At 28.8% G+C, this 17,750-nt stretch carries 17 protein-coding genes; all 17 read right to left on the minus strand.

The window, feature by feature from the left end:
* Positions 1-21: 21 nt before the first annotated feature.
* Complete coding sequence (locus tag HYN56_RS01635) at positions 22-981, minus strand: glycosyltransferase family 10 domain-containing protein (protein ID WP_109190598.1); 960 nt, start codon at positions 979-981, stop codon at positions 22-24.
* A gap of 7 nt (positions 982-988) precedes the next feature.
* The gene (locus HYN56_RS01640; protein WP_146194557.1) at positions 989-1,573 is read right to left on the minus strand and encodes a class I SAM-dependent methyltransferase; all 585 of its coding nucleotides are present in this window, start codon (positions 1,571-1,573) and stop codon (positions 989-991) included.
* A gap of 22 nt (positions 1,574-1,595) precedes the next feature.
* On the minus strand, positions 1,596-2,729 hold the full coding sequence (locus HYN56_RS01645) for a glycosyltransferase (protein WP_240622644.1): 1,134 nt from the start codon (positions 2,727-2,729) through the stop codon (positions 1,596-1,598).
* Positions 2,730-2,740: 11 nt separating this feature from the next.
* Positions 2,741-3,814, minus strand: coding sequence for a glycosyltransferase family 2 protein (locus HYN56_RS01650; protein ID WP_109190601.1), 1,074 nt, complete (start codon positions 3,812-3,814; stop codon positions 2,741-2,743).
* Complete coding sequence (locus tag HYN56_RS01655; RefSeq protein WP_109190602.1) at positions 3,811-4,839, minus strand: glycosyltransferase family protein; 1,029 nt, start codon at positions 4,837-4,839, stop codon at positions 3,811-3,813. The genes HYN56_RS01650 and HYN56_RS01655 overlap by 4 nt, the downstream gene beginning before the upstream one ends.
* Before the next feature lie 53 nt (positions 4,840-4,892).
* Complete coding sequence (locus tag HYN56_RS01660; RefSeq protein ID WP_109190603.1) at positions 4,893-6,038, minus strand: glycosyltransferase family 4 protein; 1,146 nt, start codon at positions 6,036-6,038, stop codon at positions 4,893-4,895.
* 1 nt (position 6,039) lies between these two features.
* Positions 6,040-6,744, minus strand: a complete 705-nt coding sequence (locus tag HYN56_RS01665; RefSeq protein ID WP_109190604.1) for a class I SAM-dependent methyltransferase — start codon at positions 6,742-6,744, stop codon at positions 6,040-6,042.
* Between the two features lie 107 nt (positions 6,745-6,851).
* Complete coding sequence (locus HYN56_RS01670) at positions 6,852-7,790, minus strand: glycosyltransferase family 2 protein (protein WP_109190605.1); 939 nt, start codon at positions 7,788-7,790, stop codon at positions 6,852-6,854.
* The gene (locus HYN56_RS01675; RefSeq protein ID WP_167398263.1) at positions 7,778-8,863 is read right to left on the minus strand and encodes a glycosyltransferase family 2 protein; all 1,086 of its coding nucleotides are present in this window, start codon (positions 8,861-8,863) and stop codon (positions 7,778-7,780) included. Before HYN56_RS01675 ends, HYN56_RS01670 begins: the two co-directional genes overlap by 13 nt.
* A gap of 37 nt (positions 8,864-8,900) precedes the next feature.
* The gene (locus HYN56_RS01680; RefSeq protein ID WP_109190607.1) at positions 8,901-9,860 is read right to left on the minus strand and encodes a glycosyltransferase family 2 protein; all 960 of its coding nucleotides are present in this window, start codon (positions 9,858-9,860) and stop codon (positions 8,901-8,903) included.
* Between the two features lie 43 nt (positions 9,861-9,903).
* A complete protein-coding gene (locus tag HYN56_RS01685) occupies positions 9,904-11,061 on the minus strand; it encodes a glycosyltransferase WbsX family protein (protein ID WP_109190608.1) in 1,158 nt (385 codons plus the stop codon).
* Positions 11,062-11,124: 63 nt separating this feature from the next.
* Positions 11,125-11,919 carry an FkbM family methyltransferase gene (locus HYN56_RS01690; RefSeq protein ID WP_109190609.1) on the minus strand — a complete coding sequence of 265 codons (795 nt, stop codon included), beginning with the start codon at positions 11,917-11,919 and terminating at the stop codon, positions 11,125-11,127.
* The gene (locus HYN56_RS01695) at positions 11,906-12,529 is read right to left on the minus strand and encodes an acyltransferase (protein ID WP_109190610.1); all 624 of its coding nucleotides are present in this window, start codon (positions 12,527-12,529) and stop codon (positions 11,906-11,908) included. Before HYN56_RS01695 ends, HYN56_RS01690 begins: the two co-directional genes overlap by 14 nt.
* Positions 12,513-13,769, minus strand: coding sequence for an ABC transporter ATP-binding protein (locus HYN56_RS25180; protein WP_240622645.1), 1,257 nt, complete (start codon positions 13,767-13,769; stop codon positions 12,513-12,515). Before HYN56_RS25180 ends, HYN56_RS01695 begins: the two co-directional genes overlap by 17 nt.
* A 23-nt stretch (positions 13,770-13,792) precedes the next feature.
* Positions 13,793-14,659 (minus strand): ABC transporter permease, encoded by an 867-nt coding sequence (locus tag HYN56_RS01705; protein WP_109190611.1) that lies wholly within the window; start codon positions 14,657-14,659, stop codon positions 13,793-13,795.
* A gap of 136 nt (positions 14,660-14,795) precedes the next feature.
* Positions 14,796-16,763 carry a polysaccharide biosynthesis protein gene (locus HYN56_RS01710; RefSeq protein ID WP_109190612.1) on the minus strand — a complete coding sequence of 656 codons (1,968 nt, stop codon included), beginning with the start codon at positions 16,761-16,763 and terminating at the stop codon, positions 14,796-14,798.
* 82 nt (positions 16,764-16,845) lie between these two features.
* On the minus strand, positions 16,846-17,730 hold the full coding sequence (rfbA, locus tag HYN56_RS01715) for a glucose-1-phosphate thymidylyltransferase RfbA (protein WP_109190613.1): 885 nt from the start codon (positions 17,728-17,730) through the stop codon (positions 16,846-16,848).
* Positions 17,731-17,750 lie beyond the last annotated feature (20 nt).

Here is a 17,750-nt window from a genome sequence, read left to right on the forward strand (position 1 = left end):
TTACTTTGCTTAGGATGTGTTTTATTCCGCAGAAATGAATCTTACTTTTTCAACTATTTTAGTTAACATATTTATCCTTTCTTTTTTAGCAATCTCTTTTTTATTAGAGCTTATAGAATTATATGTTTCAATGCACTTATTCAATCTTGTAATATATTCACTTTCTGACATCTGTTGGATAAAATCAAACAACTCTTTTGGTTCTTTAAAGTCGGAATAATCTACAAAGCTATTTTCAGGAAAAACTTCATAAACATTACTTCCTCTCCCATAGTAAATTGGCAGGCAATAATTTTCTATACTGTCCCAAATTTTTTCTGTCATATAGTTGAATGCAATAGTATTTTCAAAGCATAAATTATATTGATAATGTTCTAATATTGCTTTTTTTCTTTTATTCCAATCACCTTCTCTGGAATCTTCTTTCGATATCCCTTCTGGCCAGCCCTTACCATAAATATCCATAAATAAAGATTTACTGCCCTCAATTGCAATTTTAGTACGCAAAGCTATTAGATCAATATTTACTCCATTCTGCATTATTTTTGGTACTTTCTGACCACCATAATAAGACATCAATCCTACAATTTTATTCTTTTTTTTAGGATTTATATGTGATATCGGTTCCAATTTTTTATCTATTAATTCTACAATAAACGACAAATTGGAAACAAACACATCCCGTGTATAAACATTCATAAAATGAACTTTTATTAATCCACAAAAGAGCTTTTTTAGTGTTTTAAAAGTGATATCAAATCTGGGTTCATGAGTCCAGACTAAAAATTTTTTTTTCTGTAAAAATCTCCAGAAATACTTTTTTAAATGTTTATAGTTTTGTGAAATGATAATGTCAGCATCATCAACATTATTTACTATAATTATATTATTGTTTTGCAAAAAAGCGATATCTCCTTCTATATAATTATCAAAAGGAGTATAAGCAAAAGAAGAAGCTTTAAATAACTTTATGGTGTTCATTGCTCGTTTAATCTGCTTTTTTAATAAGATTAAAAATAGATTGCTCTCTCCATTCTCTGTAATCTTGAATTATGTAACCATACTTTTCAAATATTGCTACAAGTTGAGAATGTGAGTAGTCACTTAACCAGCCATTTTTTTCTCTGGATAGTTTTACAATATCCGAACAGCAATAGGATAAAACTATTTGCTTTATGTTCGAATTAAGCTGACCAAAAATTTTGTCTATATCATAAACGTACTCTAAAACCCCACTAAATACAACCGTATTATAATTTGATAAATCTATATTAAAAGGTTCATTAAGATCACAAACCACAGTTTCTTCAAATCTTTTTATAATATCAGAAGGTGTATATTTTGAATAATTTTTCAAATATTTCTTTAAAAACATATTTCCAGCACCAAATTCAATAATATGAGCCTGGGGATAAATATAGTTTCCTAAAATTTGCGTTCTTTCATTCCAGTCTTCAAATAATTGTTCATTCAGACTCCATCTTTCGATATCTGTTTTTTTCTGCTGTTTTAATTCTGTTATTATATCTATCCTGTTTTCAGAAATATTATCTTGTTTTTTGAATTTTAGCAATCTTTTTATTTTGTTTGTCAATCTAATTAGCAACCTCTTCATATAAATCTAAAATTTCTTCTCTAATTTTTAATCTATCATATTTATTTCTAATATTTTCTCTATTAGATTCCATTGCATTATAAATCATTTTATGATTATTTAATGCGCTAATAATTAAACTCTTAATTTCAGACACATCTTCTGAATTGTTTATTAAAAGTCCGTTTATTTCATTTTCAATAATTTCTTCTGTTACATTTCCCGGATTAGATTGAATAGGAAAAGCCCCCATTCCCATTGCTTCTATTAATGCATTAGGAATACCGTCTGAAAGGCTATTTGCAATATAAATGTAAGTTTTACCCATTAAATTTAACAAATCAGCATTAGAAACAAAATGGCTCTTAAGATGCAAAATAAGTTTCAACTTCTTGAAATCATTATTTTCAGAGATAAACTTTTTAATTTTTTCGTCTGCGCCAAAAACAACTACTTCATAGTCTCTTAATAGTGATATCAGTTCTTTATCGAATGCTTTTATAATATTGATTCCTCGCCCAATTTCATCATTATACCCTTTAATCAATATAATGTTTCTTTCATTTACAGGTTTTCTTTCATTTATTAAAAAATCGACTCCACCATTTCCCGGCAATACACCTAAGAACTTTTTATTGAAACCTTTTATTTGAGCTATTTTATAATCGCGATGACAATCTGTAATTAAATAATCTATTCTTTTAAAGCACTTTTGCAGCTGGACTTCATCAATTCCAATCTCTTTCGAATAAAAAACGTCACTTCCCCATGAAGAAAATACCCACTTTAATTTATCATATCGATTCATAATACTCAAAATAGGTAAACAGGATAATTGTAAGGCAAAACTATGCACGACATCTGGCTGAATTTCTTTCAGAAATTCTTCAAAAACCACCTCTGTTTTGCGATTATTAAAGTGTTGTATAAATTGATATAAATTGGGAAAATTAAGTTTGATATAAATTCTTCCAGGAAAATTTATTCTCATCTTCCAATTCGTTTTCTGAGTTACCCAGCTTATATTTTGACTAAAATTACTCATTCCTGTAATGTCAAACCAATAAACCTCATGTCCGGAATTCTCCAATTGGTTTGTCCATCTAAAAAAATGGAGTGAAGGAATAGAAACCATTAGGATTTTCATTAGGAAAAATAGATTTTAAACTCAATTACTTTTTTCCTCTCATCATAAGAATACTGATAGGGCAAGTTTCTGTAACGCATAATAATCTCGTGTAAAAGCAAATCGTTTATACTTCTCATTTTCAAGTAGCTTAAATATTTCTTACCGCACATTTTTTTTACAAACTGCTTAATCTTACTTCTAGTCGATACATCTGTGATAATTACTGAAATAATTTTATGCTCAAAATTGCATAAGTGCGAGATTAAAGCATTTATTTTCGAATCTTCCGGTGCTATATCGAAGATAAAATCTGTTTTTTCATTTAATCTATTATATTCTTCTTCTTTAGGTATTTTTCCCCATAAACTGTTCTTATTAGCAATTCTCTGTTTTGTTTTTTTCGAAATCTGTAAATAAGCATTGTTGATTTTTTCCAGCTTAAAATGAAAAGGATCTTTACTCAATCCGGTTCTATAAATTTTAGTATGCCATTGATGTTTCAATAAGATTTCTTTATCATAAAATTTCACTTGAATTCCAAGATTGAACAATCTAACATGTACATCAGTATCTTCTGCGCCCCATCCATGATAAAATTCATCATAACCGTTAATACTTTTTAAAATGTGTGTGGGATATAATGACATTCCTGTTGCCTCTTTTTGAGATTTAAACGCCACTTTAGATTTCTCGAAACCTTTATTCTGAAAAGTTTCTTTTTTATTTAAAAAACCAACCTGAAAATACGTTATTGAGTTTTCATCGGTCAACAGATTCAGTTTTTGAATAAAATCAGTATGAAACAACATATCTACATCTCCAACAAAAAAATATGGTGTTGTGCAACGTTGTAGCGCTATGTTTATAGCCCGGGATTTATTCCATAATTGTCCGGATACCGGACATGATATAAACTTTAATTCCGGATAATTCTCTATTACTTTTTTGAGTTCTTTTAAGTAATCCGGGGAAGAACCATAATCTACAAAAAATAGAGTAAATTCTTTATTTGCCTGTTCTTGCAATGAATTCAAACAATTTTTTATTGTCTGAATATCACGATTACGATTAGTTAAAACAATTGTAATCATGACATAAAATTATTTAGTTTTTCTTTTTGCAACCCTTTCATTTTAAACAAATATCTTCTAAAAAAAGGAAACTTTATTATTTTTTTAAATACTTTTTCAGTTAAGAAGTAATACAACAAAGAGTATTCTAAAACTTTTAATTGGTTTGTATTCTTGTTTTCTTTTGTTTCTGTGATAAGATTATTTTTTTTATGGGTCATCCAGTCCTCTAAAACATTTCCTAAATGATAGGCATAATTACCATAAGTGGCCAAACGATAACCTCCCATTTTTATAACGGGAAGGTCTGTATACAAAAATTCACTGTCTCCTCCTAATTTATAAGCACTATTTGTTTTTGGAATTACAGAAAACACTTCTCTTTTATAAGTACAAACAAAATGGGAACTGCCTAATACTGCTATTGTATTATTTTTGCTTTTTAAAGTTGCTATTAGATCTTTATACTGAATATCAAGCCATTGCCAACCAATACTTTTTGCAAACAATGTCATTCCTTCAGGATCTTTTACTGAACGGAATTTAAGTTTTGACGAAAACAGATAATCAAACCAAATATTGCCTGTTAAGCTAAAATGGGTTCTAAAAACAGGCACCGGACTTACGGCACCTGCTCTGGGAAATGCTTTAAAAATTTTCCAAACCTCTTTTTCCCAGCCATTATCAAATAAAACATCTGCATCAGTAATAGTAATTAAACGTTCCTCTACTGTACGCAAAACCTTTAATATACTATTTATCTTACCTATATTTTCTTTTTCAATAATCAATTCATCAATCAAATTGTCTTCATATAACCCGAACAATTTTTTGTTTATTTCTGTATTGGATCCATTACTGACAACTGAAACTTTTAAATTGGAAAATGATGTTTTATGAATTGAATATAGGCTATACTTAAAAATAGTAAAGGCATCTTTATAATATCCTTCCTCATTTGGAATGTATAAAGGAATTATTACCCTATGATTAGAATTTTTATCATTCAAGGCTTTATTTTTTAAAAGATTCTCTCCCTTTCTCATTTTTATTTTTACTATAATTCAATATTTTTTGACTTATATGATCCTTATTTGATTCAGGAAATTTTATTAAAAATAGTTTTATACATTGCTATTACTTTCAATTTATTATCTGAATAATCTAATCTTTCTAAAGTTACTTTTCTATTTTTTTCCGCTGCAGATTCTTGTAAGCCGGTATCAAATAAAACATTTAAAATTTTTTGTTTAATCTCTAAAACTGATTCAGGATTATTTATTAAGACTCCATTATCTCCATCATTAATTATTTCTTCTGTAGCACCACCCGGATTCGATTGAATAGGGAAAGCTCCCATTACTATTGCCTCTAAAAGAGTATTAGGAAGTCCATCTGAAATACTATTTCCTATATAAATTAAAGATTTACCCATTAATTGTAATAATTCCTCATGAGTAAAACTATGTCTATGGTAAACTTGAAAATTCAACTTGTGCATAGCTATATATTCCATCGTTTTGTTATGAGCCCCAAAAATAACAATTTGATAATCTGAAATTTGATCCTGAATTTCATGCAGTGCTTTTACAATATTCAGTCCTCTTCCAAAATGATGTTCATATCCTTTTACTAAAATAATTTTCCTTTTAGCAATTGGAATTTTATATCGTTCTAATTCTTTCCATTTGTAACCTGTTCCCCCTGGCACGACTCCCAAATATTCTCCTGAAAAACCAAGTTTTTGAGCTAACAAAAAATCTCTTTTACAATCTGTGTGCAAAAAATCTATTCTCTTCAAGACTTTTCTTATTTTTTTTTCATGATCTTTAAAATTCATATAATAAAATAGATCATTTCCCCAACAGGTATAAAGCCATTTAATCTTAGGATATCTGGACATTGTCTTTATTATAGGATAGGAACAGCCTTGCATTTCAAAACTATGGATTACATCTGGTTTTATTTCCTTAATAATGTTTTCAAGAGCTTCATTGGCCGTTATTTCCAAATAAGGAATAATTCTTTCATAAAGATTGGGCTTTTTTTTACTTAAAAAATATTCTCCTTTTATATATTTTACTTTTCTTTTTTTCCAATTAGTAAATTGTTTAACCGAAGTTAATGTATCCAATTTTCCACGACCCAGAACATCGAACCAGTATATTTCATAATGAGTGTCTTTAAGATTTTCTATCCAACGAATTACATGAATAGAAGGCATAGAAATCAAAAGTATTATCATTTTATAAAACAGGTTTTAAAATAGTTCCCGACAAACCTACAATCATAGTTGACTTATTAAAACTTTTTGGTGTTTTGTCATTTTTATATAAAAATTTGATAACCGGCTTTAAAAGTACTCTCATAATCTTCTTTTTTCTTCCCCATAAATACATATTTACCCATAATCCCAACATTTGCCCAACTGCTGCATTATATCCTCCTCTTGCTGTAATATTTACAGAAACAAAACCTGTACGTTTAAAAATCATTTCTAATGCAAAAGGAGTATATCTGTAATAATCATTTGGAACTTCGTGCAAAGACATTAAAAAAGGTACTGTAAAGAAAAACAGGCCTCCTGGCTTCAGAACTCTTTTAACTTCTAATAAATATGCATCCGGATCCGGAACATGCTCTAATACTTCTGTCGACATGACCACATCAAAGCTTTCCGATTCAAATGGCATGTTAACACCATCCCAAAAAAAGTCTGGCTTGGCATTATCATAATTCAAACCAGAATCTATATCTAAACCGACATAACTATCTACTTTTTTATTCTGGAGAATAATTTCTTTATAAGGCATTGAACCACATCCTGAATCTAAAACTTTTCCTTTAAATTGAGGAGCTGCATCTTGAACTGCTTTTAAAATTTCTTTTCTTATAATAAAACTCTCCAGATTATCGTAGGTGAGCTCTATATTTGTAAATTTATTCTTCATATAAAAATGGAACCTTTTAATACTTTTATATTTGAAAAGGCTTTATTTAGAAAATCTAAATTGAAAATTATAACCCAATAAATATTAAAAAAATATAGTTTAAAGAATTATAAAAATTTATATCCTTTTCTAAAAACAGTATAAATTGTAAAGCCAGCAATTGTTTTTAGCATTTCTCCAAATCTTAACAGATTTATTTCAATAGATAACAATTCTTTTAAATAGTAGAATTTATGCTTATCATTCCTCACTAATGCCATTCGAAGTATATTTTTACAACGATTTTTAAAATATATTTTTAGAATACGGGGATTAGCTTTTTTATTTTTTTTAATTAATAACAAGTGCTTTTTAATTGCTTTAAACTCTGATTTTATTTCTTTAAAATTTAACTTATTAATTTCATGAGACAAAGATTGATGATGAATTCTGTATTGAATAAGTTTATCATTTAAATAAGCTACAGAAGGGTTTTCGTACAACATTCTCAAGTTAAAATCCCAATCATCCAAATTTGTAATCTCCTCATCAAAAAGATAAGCCCGATTGTTTAGAAAACTTCTTTTCCATGTTGGTGGAGAAATATAATACGCAATTTTACCTATTAAATAATCCTGAATAATATTATCTGAAAAAAAATTATGATCTTTTTCTATAATATTTTTATTAATATCAATATATTCTAATGAGGAAACAATTAAATCAAAATGCTTTGAAAAATAATGACTTGTCGTCTCAAGTGCATTAATATTTAAAATATCATCACTATCAAGCCACTTAATATAATCTCCTTTAGATAATTCGAAACCGTAATTACGACAAGAATTAGGTCCTTTGATTCTTTTTTCAGGACGATGATAATACTTAATTCTATTATCTTTCAATTGAAATTCCTTGATTAAATCTGCTGTATTGTCTACACTACCATCATCCACTATTATACACTCCCAGTTTTTATAAGTTTGTACTAGAATACTATTAAGTGTTTCTCTAATAAATTCAGCTCTGTTGTAGGTTGGAATTATTATTGAAATTAACCCCGACATAAATTAATTTTTAATTGAACACTTTTCAAGTCACTACTAACTCTGTAATTAAATTGGGAATCCTTATAATAAATTAAAAGAGTTTTAAGAAGCAGATCATTTATTTGTTTCAAAGAATAATAATCATGAACTTTAATTCCCAGGAAAGATTTTATTTTGTAACTAAGTGTAGATTGGTATTTATCCTCTTTAAAAACAACATTAATAATTCTGTCTTTTGTATTGGGCAAAACAATATCAAGAAAATTTTCTACAACATCTTTCTTATTTAATAAAATAATTGAGTCCAGATGAGAATTTAAAATTTTAAAGTCATCTTCTGATATTAATTTACCCCAATTCTCATTATTTGGTTTTAGAATATTATAGCTTTGATTAAATCTTAGTTTTTTCTTGTTTAGATTAAAGGCATCTGAAAATCCCAATTGAATTGTTAATTTTTGATGTTCTAAACTTTCAAACGTTTGATGCCATTGATGTAACAATAAAATCTCATGATTATAGAATATTGGGCTGAAACCGGCAATAATAAGTCTTGAATGTACATCTTCGTCTTCTGCTCCCCAAAAATGAAAAAATTCATCAAAACCACCAATAGCCAATAAGCAGTTTAAATTAAAAAGCGATAAACCTTTTCCTTCAGGTATACTTTTAGAAGTTATATTATAATTATCGAATTCTTTAAGCTTTTTACTTTCATCTTCACTTAAATATCCAACCTGAAAATAAATATTATCATTTTCTTTTTTCAATTCAAATAAATGAGCGATAAAATTATGGTGAAAAATAATATCTATATCTGCAATAAAAACGTATTCCGTTTTTGTAAATCTAAGACCAATATTAATTGCTTTAGAACGAGACCAGGGCTGATTATTATGAAACGAATGTATATATTCTACAAAATTATATCCTATTAATAATTCTTGTACTGACTCTGAAATGTCAAAATCCGATCCATAATCTACAAAAATTACACAAAAATTTTTGTTTGATTGCGTTGATAGGGAATTTAATGAATTAGTTATTCTATTTAATTCCCTATTTCTGTAAGGATATATAATTGTTATCATTTTTTCCATTAACTAAAATAAGCTAGCCATCAAACCTTCAAGCATTCAGAAAATAAATCAAAAGTCTTTTTGTAACTTTTGTCGGCAATAAAAAATTAAGAAGCAGATACATATAACTTTCTTTTTGTTTTGATAAATATTTTGAATTTTTATTTATCCACATAGCCAATTCTTGTTTTTTGAAAGTATTGTTTTTATAAACAAGAATAAATTTTAATTTAAGTTCTCTTTTAATAAGTTTTTGATAATTTGGAAAATTTTCTAATAAATCAAAAAACACATTAGGAATTTTGTCTAAGACTATTTTATCATTTGCTGTTGCTGAATTATTATGCTCCCTATACTTTGCTAAAACCTGATCTGAAGAATAAAAAATATTATTAGACATTAATAGCTTTAACCAAAGGTGATAATCCTCAACATTTTGAATATCTAACTTCTCTGAGAATCCTCCAGCAGTTATTATTTTTTCTTTTTTTACTAAAACTGTTAATATTGGAATGCCATTCCCTTTTAAAAATAATTGAACAGAATTTCTCTCGTAAAACACTGCTCCTTTAATATTCATTCTTTTATAAAGATCCGTTTCAGAATTGTTAAAAATATAGGAATCTGAAAAAACTAAATCAACATTCTTTTCTTGAATCTCTATTACTTGAATTTCTAACTTTTGGGGCATCCAGATATCATCTGAATCTAAAAATGCTAAATACTTACCATTTGATTTTGAGATACCTAAATTCCTTGCCTTTCCTTGTTTACCATTTGCCTGATAATAGTATTTAATTCGTTGGTCCTTTAATAACTCCTCTTTTATAATTTTTGCAGTATCATCTGTAGAGCCATCATCTATGATTATAAGTTCCCAGTTAAGATAAGTTTGAGCAAGCACAGAATCAATTGCTTCTTTTATATAAGCAGCAGCATTATAAGCTGGCATTATAATACTGATTAAATAATTCTCAAAATTTATGTTTATTGAATTTTCAATATTCATTCAATATTCTTGTTAGTTTTAAAATTCAAATTCGTAAAATTTATCATTTAACACTATTTATAAATCCGTTAAATCGTTCTTTAACCTGTGCTAAAACTTCTAAATAACTGTAACCCCATTTAGAATCAGGTTCTAAATAGTTTCCTTCTGCCCATTCGTTCCATGACTTAATAAAAACTATTTGCTTTTCTGAATCATAATCTGTAACATAATTACAAGCTTCTTCAAGATGTTTCTGCCAAAGCTTAGGAGTTGAATTATGAAAAATCAAACTTTTTTCCCCAGCTCTTGCAGTATTATCCCAATCTTGAATTACACAAGGAAAATAATCCCATGGATATTTTTCAGTAGGCAATAAATACTTGCAAGCTTCTTCATATTCAACAATTAGAGGTTTTTTTCGCTCTTCGAAATTTAAATCAATTTGATTATTGTGAAGAAACATTCTCTTAATACGATTAAGTACTTTTTTTATTAATGACTTTTTTTCATACTTATGTCCTGTTAAATATCGAAGACTTGAAAATTGTGACCCAATAACTCCATCAAAACCAAAAGCTCTAGCATCCCAATTTTCTGGACATCTGGAAGCCACTAAATATAAATCTCCAATACCAGATTTGATAGCACATTCTCTAAATGTAGATACGAATAAAGATAAGTCAGAAATTTCTGTTGGCAGGTAAACATTAAATAGACATTTTCCATCTATTCTAATATAACGTTCATCTCTAAATGCATCTAACAAATAATTGAAATGATCAATATAATCTTGCTTCCCAGGATATTCTTGTTTAATAAGTGTTTTTTTGTTTTTATCCCCGAACCAAACACCTTTCCAACTCTCATTAGCCCAACATACACAAAAAGGAAAATCCGGATGCTTAGATTGAATAACTTCTTTTAAGGGGCGCTCTAATACTAATTTACCATTTCCAAACCAATAATGATAATAACAAAAACCGTCAACGCCATATTGTTTTGCTATATCAGCCTGTTGTTGTCTGACTTCAGGCACACGTAAATCATAATATCCTAAATCAGAAGGATATCTAGGCTGATAATGTCCCTCAAACAATGCTTTTGCTTTTGTAACATTAGTCCACTCTGTAAATCCTCTACCCCAAAACTCATCATTTTCAGGAATAGGATGGTATTGTGGTAAATAATAGGCAAGAAATTTTATTTTAGTTTGTGACATTAGAGAAATTTACATTAACATTTTAATATATTATTAAAGAAGCAAACACTTTAATAAAATTTATCACAATCTATAACCAAAAATGTTTAACTGTAAATCAAAGTAAGATGATTTTTTTTCCATAAATGGCTTGTTCATATTTTCCCATGCTTCTTTTATATATACTTTGAATCCAGCATTTTTCAATATAATCAACAATTCTCCTATCATCTGGGGATCTTCAGCAAAACTATGGTATTCCACAAAAATATTATCTACATTCTTTAATGATTCTCCGCAATCCTTCAAGATATCATATTCCGGTCCTTCAATGTCTATTTTTAAAAAATCTATTTTTTCAAATAACAAATCTTTTAATCGTACGGTTTGAATTTTAATAGTATTTTCTCTTTCTTCTTTAACTACATGTCCTCCCAATGAGCCCGTTTTTGCAAAAATTAATGGCTCTTCATTAATCCAAACTGCTTTTTGAAATAACTTAACATCGCTAATTCCAAATTGATCTAAATTGTATTTAGAAATAGTAAAAATATCGTTGTCAGGTTCAAATGCAATAATTTGAGAAGTTGGATATAATCTTTTAAAAAAAATGATGCTTAAACCAATATTTGAACCACAATCAATAATTTTAGGAGTATCTATATTTGTTTTAAATCTATAGACTTCATCTAAAAACAATTCATTTAAACTATGTAAATACCAAAATGAATCTGTGATTTTGATCTCTTTTCCAAATAAAAAAGATGTCTTTTTTAGTGATCTATTTTTTAATGATGAAAATTCGTTATAAGTTAAACCAAGTTTTTTATATCTTCTAAATTCAATAATGTTTTTTAATTTACTTTTAATGATTTTCATTTTGCCAACATTGTTTTTCAAAATTATAAGTCTTTATTAATTTTGCCGGAACTCCAGCTATCATTGAATAGTCAGGAAATGACTTAGTTACCACTGAATGCGATCCGACTACACAATTCTTCCCAAGTTCTACACCTGAAAGAATTGTCACTCTATATCCTATAAAAGTATTTTCACCAATTTTAACCTTTCCTTTCGAAAAAAGAGGTTGATTATTAGGTGATGTATTTAATGTAGGATCAAAACCATGATAATGATCTGATATATACACATACTCACTTAACAAACAGCCATCATCTATAAATATTTCATCAATTGCGGTAATACAGGCATAATTACCAATTCTAACGTTATTTGAAATTATAATTTTTGGTTCAAAAGATTGATTTAAATATTTATCAAATGCACCTAACCATGAACTATGTCCGATACTAGAATTTTCTTTTATCTGTATATATCTGGCACCTTCCAATGTCTTAGGTTTTTCAATAAAAGAATTAGAACCAATTATAATTCCTAGAGATTTTTTTTCATCATAGTATTTCGTTTTAGATTTTTTAAAAAAAACAGAATAAACTTTATTCCATTTTCTCTTAACAAAGTTCATCATATCTGAAAAATGTTTTCAAATTTAATTCTCCTCTCCATTTTCTATCAAGAACCGAATCAAACTTATTTTTTACAATTAAATATGTTTCAGAGACCCATTGATCTATTATAACATTATTACTAACCAAAATAACATCTATTTCATATTTCCCATCAATAATAGGTAAATTTAATTCAAAACTAAAAATGTATTTTCCATTTTTTATATTAAAATAATCTCCTCCAAAATCTCTACTATTACAGCCTAGCAATATTTTTCCCTCATAATTTCTTATCACAAGTCCAAGTTCACAATTTGTTAAATTTTCATTGGAAATAAACTCAAAAGAAATATTTGTGTTTTCATCAGAAAAAATATCGAATGAATTTTTATTTTTTATAAACCATTTTTTGAAAACATTTAAGGAATCATCAGTAATTCCAATTCTTCTCCCATCATCAACTATTTGATTCTCATCAAAGTATTTTTCAATAATGTAATCAATGTTGCCTTCACATTTAATAGTTCCGTTTTCAATAATAATTCCTCTTGTACACAAACTTTTCACTGCTGCCATATTATGACTCACAAACAAAACAGTTCTTCCTTCGCCTTTTGAAATATCCTGCATTTTCCCAATAGCCTTTTTCTGAAATTCAGCATCTCCCACAGCCAGTACCTCATCAACAACTAATATTTCAGGCTCTAAAAACGCTGCAACTGCGAAGGCTAAACGAACAGTCATTCCAGAACTATATCTTTTTACCGGAGTATCTATATATCGTTCACAACCCGAAAACTCAATAATTTCATCCAGTTTTGAAGTAATTTCTTTTTTGGTCATTCCTAAAATAGCGCCATTAAGGAAAATGTTTTCTCTTCCGGTCATTTCACCATTAAAACCTGTACCTACTTCAAGTAATGAAGCTATACGCCCACGAGATTTAATACTCCCTGTTGTTGGAGCAGTAACTTTTGAAAGTATTTTTAGAAGTGTAGACTTTCCTGCACCGTTCTTACCAATAATTCCAAGTACTTCACCACGTTCCACTTCAAAATTAATATCCTGCAAAGCCCAGACATAATCTGAAGTTCCTTTTGTAGAGCGATCATTAATTTCTCCAATTTTCAAATACGGATCTTCTTTTCCTCGAATTTTATGCCACCATCGATTTAAATCATGACTCAAAGTTCCTGTACCAACCTGCCCTAAACGATATTGTTTTGAAATATTTTCGGCTTTTAATATAATATGTTTCATCTTTATAATCTATTACTCAATACTTACACAGTATCTATAAAGCTCTTTTCTGTTCTATTAAAAACCAATAATCCTGAAAAAAAAACTATCAGAGTGACAATCATGGTATAAATTAAACCTAAAATAGAGATACTGCCAACATTCAAAAGCATATATCGGGAAGTCTCAATAACATAGGCTAAGGGATTATACTCTACAACCCATCCAAATTGGGGCAGTTTTTGTTTTATCAATTCCATAGGATACATTACCGCAGATATGTACATTAGTAATTGTACTCCAAAACCAATTAAATTATTTAAATCTCTATATTTTGTGACCATTGATGAAATCACCATTCCTAAACCTAGCCCTAAGATTCCCATAAATACAATTAGAATTGGAAAAAATAGTATAGAGGGATTTAAGCTTAAATTTGCATTTTGGAAATAAAAGAAAATGTAAAAAAAAATAAATATGCAAAATTGAATCCCAAACTTAACTAAGTTTGAAATTACTATAGATAAAGGAGTTATAATCCTTGGAAAATATACTTTCCCAAATATTCCCGCATTAGACTTAAATGTATCTGATGTTCCGTTTAAACAGGCCGTAAAATAATTCCAAACCATAATTCCTGCCAGATTAAACAGGAATGGAGGAATTGTTCCCGTTTTAATTCCTGCAACATTATTGAATATAATCGTAAACGTAATTGAAGTAAATAATGGTTGTATTAAATACCAAAGTGGGCCTAAGACAGTTTGTTTGTAAACTGTAATAATATCTCTCTTGACAAAGAGCATTAAAAGATCACGATACTGCCAGATTTCCTTAAAATTAAGTGAAAAGAACTTATTTTTTGGTGTTATTTCAAACAACCAGTCATCTGTATTATTAGTCTGATTCATTAGTGAGAATGGGAGAAAATATTGTCTTTTAAAATTAACAAGATTTTTAACATTTTAGAATTGGTTTAAAAATGCCAAAAGGCGTTTTGAAAAAACACCTTTTGATTATATTTATATCTACATTTATTTAATAATGCTATTTATCTAAGACTTCAAAAGTCGAATTCATACTTTTAAACTCCGGAACAATCTTTTTCATCTTGGTAACAATATCATCGTTTTCATAAAAATCTGCAATACCAATCAGCTCATCTACATCAATATGCAGGTTTTCATATTCATCCTGAATCTCCTGTGCAATCATAATCTTTTCATGATAAGTCGGAAGTGTTTTAGAAGTATCATTTAGTAATTCTTCATATAACTTTTCACCAGGTCTTAGTCCTACGATTTTTATTTTGATTTCTTTATCAGGAATAAAACCTGCCAGTTTAATCATTTTTTTAGCCAAATCAATAATTTTAACTGGTTTTCCCATATCAAAAATATAGATTTCACCACCATTCCCCATTGCGCCGGCTTCTAATACTAACTGACAAGCTTCCGGGATAGTCATGAAATAACGAATAATATCCTGATGTGTTATCGTTACGGGACCACCTTCTGCAATTTGTTTTGTAAATAATGGAACAACCGAACCGTTTGATCCTAACACATTTCCAAAACGCGTAGTAATAAATTTTGTACCGCCTTCAACATTCTCCTTTTGATTTTTTAAGTATAAAGACTGAACATATTTCTCAGCTATACGTTTGCTTGCCCCCATTACATTACTAGGGTTAACGGCTTTATCTGTAGAAACCATTACAAATTTCTTCACACGATATTTACAAGCTAAATCTGCAAGGTTTTTAGTTCCTTTAATGTTAGTTTGAATTGCCTGTGCAGGATTTTCTTCCATTAAAGGCACATGCTTATAGGCTGCCGCATGGAAAACCACATGTGGATTATAATTTTTGAATACTTTTTCGAGTGCTTTTTTACTTCTCACGTCTGCAATCACAGCTACAATTTTTGTGCTAAAATTCATTCCTTGAGTTTCCAGACATAAGTTATGAAGTGGCGTTTCGGCATGATCCAGAACAATAACATTTTTAGGGTTAAAGTTTAAAACCTGTCGAACTATTTCACTTCCGATTGATCCAGCAGCACCAGTAATTAAAATAGTTTTATCTTTTAATTGTTTAGAGATCGATTTACTATCCAGAACTATAGGTTTTCTTTCCAGTAAGTCTTCAATCTGAATATTCTTAACTTTTTGTGAGATTTCTTTTTGATTCTCCCAATCTGAAATTAATGGAACTGTATATACTCTATAATTAAACTCTAAACATTGATCAACAATAATCAATTGTTCATCTTTGGTTAAACTCTTATCTGCAATAATTACTCCTTCAGCAGCTACAGAACGCATCAAGGCAGGAAGCTTTTTTCTTAAAATCAAAATAGGTAGATCCAGCATACGTTTGGATGCATTCTGGTTATTCTTATCTACAAACCCCACAATTTTAAATCGAGTAGGTGTTTCAAATTTTAAAGCATTTGCGACAGAAATTGCATTTGCATCGGTACCATAAATAACAGTTCTAACCAATTTTGTCGTCGTTTTCTCCGAAAAATACATTTCGAATGTTTGCTTTACCACAACACGATACAAGAAAAGTCCACAAAAAGATAAAACCAGATTTATAAAAAGCGCTGTATTTAAAAATGCTTTATGTCCTGTGTATAATTCAAAAACCAGATTAATAAACAAGAAGAAAACTAAAACTGACATTTGTGAGAACAACAGTTTTATAGCATCAATATAAGAAGAATGCCTAATAATTCCCGAATAAGTTCTAAATAGCCAAAAGAAAAATATATTTACCAGAATCAGGCTTCCCACAAAGTAAAAATCATGAGAAGTAATGATGTAGCCAATTGCAGTACCCTCAAAAAGCAAGTAAGTAAAGGAAAATGAAAAAAACAAAACCATTACATCTATTGCAATAATAATCCATCTAGGCAAATAACTTAAGTTATTAATATTTGCCCTAAGATTTCTTGGAGAAAAAGTCTTGTATAACAATGAGGTTATACTATTTGGTCTATCTGTACTCAATTAAGGTTTGGTTTAAGTCTGTAAACTAGTTTTTACAAAAATACAAATTAAAGGTTTTAAAATAATTATTTTATTAGCCAAATTAAATTTTAACACCTTTCTTCTTTTGTTTTAAAAATTCTAACAAATAGGTTCCGTAACCTGATTTTAACAACGGTTTTGCAAGGTTTTCTAATTGTTCGTCATTAATAAAACCTTGTCTCCATGCAATCTCTTCAATACACCCGACTTTTAATCCCTGTCTCTCTTCTAAAACTTGAACAAATTGTCCTGCCTGCATTAAACTATTAAAAGTTCCCGTATCAAGCCAAGCAGTTCCTCTGCTTAATATCCCAACTTTTAGTTTACCTTTTTCAAGATAAACTTTATTGACATCTGTAATCTCATATTCACCACGAGCACTAGGCTTTATATTTTTTGCAATTTCAACGACTGAATTATCATAAAAATATAATCCCGGAACTGCGTAATTTGATTTAGGTTCTAATGGTTTTTCTTCGATAGAAATAGCTTTTTTATTTTCATCGAATTCAACAACACCATATCTTTCAGGATCTGCAACGTGATAAGCAAAAACTACCCCACCCTCAGGATCGGCGTTATCTTTTAATAATTGCTGCATATTTGTTCCAAAGAAAATATTATCTCCAAGTACTAAAGCTACTTTATCTTTACCTATAAATTCTTCACCAATTACGAAAGCCTGTGCTAACCCATTTGGATTTGGTTGTTCAGCATAACTGAATTTGCATCCTATTGTACTTCCATCTCCTAAAAGTTTTTTAAAATGTGGCAAATCATGAGGAGTAGAAATTATTAAAATTTCATTGATTCCAGCCATCATTAATGTTGACAGCGGATAATAAATCATTGGCTTATCATAAACTGGCATTAATTGCTTGCTAACTGCTAATGTCAATGGGTGTAATCTTGTACCAGATCCTCCAGCTAATATTATTCCTTTCATAAAACTTGATTTTAAATCTC

Origin of the sequence: Flavobacterium crocinum (assembly GCF_003122385.1) — a bacterium.
Lineage (GTDB): Bacteria > Bacteroidota > Bacteroidia > Flavobacteriales > Flavobacteriaceae > Flavobacterium > Flavobacterium crocinum.